This is a genomic window from Caldisericia bacterium, assembly GCA_021158845.1.
Classification (GTDB): domain Bacteria; phylum Caldisericota; class Caldisericia; order B22-G15; family B22-G15; genus B22-G15.
The window spans coordinates 1-1,850 of the sequence record JAGGSY010000100.1 but is presented as its reverse complement, the minus strand read 5'-3'; the positions used below and the strand labels follow the sequence as shown (position 1 = coordinate 1,850).

The 1,850-nt window shown below is 36.4% G+C and carries 2 protein-coding genes; both read right to left on the bottom strand.

Annotation, left to right across the window (positions count from 1 at the left end; translation table 11 throughout):
• On the bottom strand, positions 1-1,049 hold a 1,049-nt coding region (locus tag J7J33_03885), incomplete at its 3' end, for a SufD family Fe-S cluster assembly protein (GenBank protein ID MCD6168430.1).
• Complete coding sequence (locus J7J33_03880) at positions 1,034-1,786, bottom strand: ABC transporter ATP-binding protein (protein ID MCD6168429.1); 753 nt, start codon at positions 1,784-1,786, stop codon at positions 1,034-1,036. The genes J7J33_03880 and J7J33_03885, both read right to left, overlap by 16 nt.
• Between the last annotated feature and the right edge of the window lie 64 nt (positions 1,787-1,850).

Genomic DNA, 1,850 nt, shown 5'->3' with positions numbered 1-1,850 from the left:
CCCTCTATCTTAACATTGAGAAATCCTCTTAAAATCAGTGATATTGCATCTTCCTCTGATATTCCTCTTGCCATGAGATATTCAATCTCGTCTTTTGCAATCTTTCCAACAGCTGCCTCATGAGTCATCTCCACTTCCTGAAATTTTGTTTTAAGTTCTGGTATGGTGTGTATAAAACCTTCGTCTTTTAGCATTATTCCACTGCATTCCATATGTGCCTTTATATTCTTTGCCTCACCAATCAAAGCTCCTCTTGTATAGATGTTTCCTCCATTGCTTACAGCTCTACTCACTATCTCTCCGCTACTTCCCTCACCCTGAAGGTATATATCTCCTCCTATATCAAGGTTAGTTTTTTCTGGAGCATAGAGAATAGAGTATAATTTAACCTTTGCTTCCCTTCCCACTGCATAAACTATTGGTGCACTCTGAGTTGAATGGACCTCTTTTAAAGATACATAGTTTGATATAAAATTCCCTTTCTCTCCTACAAGAACTCCTGTCCTTGGTCTTACAATAACCTCTGGAGCCCAATCATGAATCATTGTATATGTTATTGATGCATTTTTCTTCACATACATCTCAGTTACAGCGATATGAGAACCCTGGGTTGTATAATTTGCAGCAATGCAACCGTTAATCACATGAAGCTCAGAATCTTCCTCAGCAATTATTATATTGTGAACAATCTGTTCAAAGTTTGAACTTTTTAGATAGAAGCATGCTTGAACAGGAACTTTGGAGTGTGCACCAGGTAGGGATCTTATAAGGTATCCCATGGGAGGGGAGTTAAATACTTTTCTTGTGTATTCATCTTTATCTTTATTTACCAGCTTCCAGTAGTAGTCTTTAAGCCATTCATACTTTTCAAATGCCATTGATAGTGGTAGAAGTTCTACACCCTTCTGAAGAAGTTTAACCTCAACTATCTGATTATCAACAAGCATATATGTACCTGCCCTATCCTTTTCATTTACATCGACTCCAACCTCAAGAAGTTTTCTCTTTTCTTCCTCTGTAAGAGGAATCTCATTTATATTCTTTTGCATTTCTCACACTCCTTAAATCCACTTTTTTGAATTGTTTTTAAAATTTCATGGGGATTTGCCTCGCAAATAATCTTTCCGTTAAGCATTATGTATCCTCTATCTGCTTCAACATAGTCAAGGATATATCCTGTGTGGGTGATTATTAAACCTGACCTTTTCCTTTCTTTTATCAGTTTATGCTTTTCAAGTAGAATTGATATGACCTTTCCAAGTATTTTCACATTCTCAAGATCAACACCAGACTCTGGTTCATCAAGTAGAACAAGATCAGGAGACTGGGCAAGAAGCTGAAGAATCTCAGATCTTTTCATCTCCCCACCGGAAAATCCCACATTGACATCTCTATCTACATGTTCAGAGAGATTCAGTATATCTATAAAATCTTCATAATCTTTGTTTTTAGAAACAATATCAAGGATACTTTTAAGCTTAACCCCTTTTATCTTTGGCGGTTTTTGGAAGGCAACTCCTATTCCCATCCTTGCCCTTTCGTATGGAGGAAGTCCGTTGAGCTCAGTTCCCTTAAAAATTATCCTTCCCTCTGTTATATTGTAGCCGTTAAAACCCATTATGCTCATAAGAAGAGTTGTCTTTCCACTGCCATTCGGACCAAAGAGAATTGCTGTTTCTCCCTCTTTTATCGTTAAATCAACTCCCTTTAAAACCTCTTTTCCCTCTACTTCAACATGTAGATTTTCTATAACAAGTAAATCCTTTTTATCAAGTATTGAATCCATACATTACACTCCTTTTATAAAGATCACAGTGTTTAATTATATCATATTTATTTATGGCTTCTCA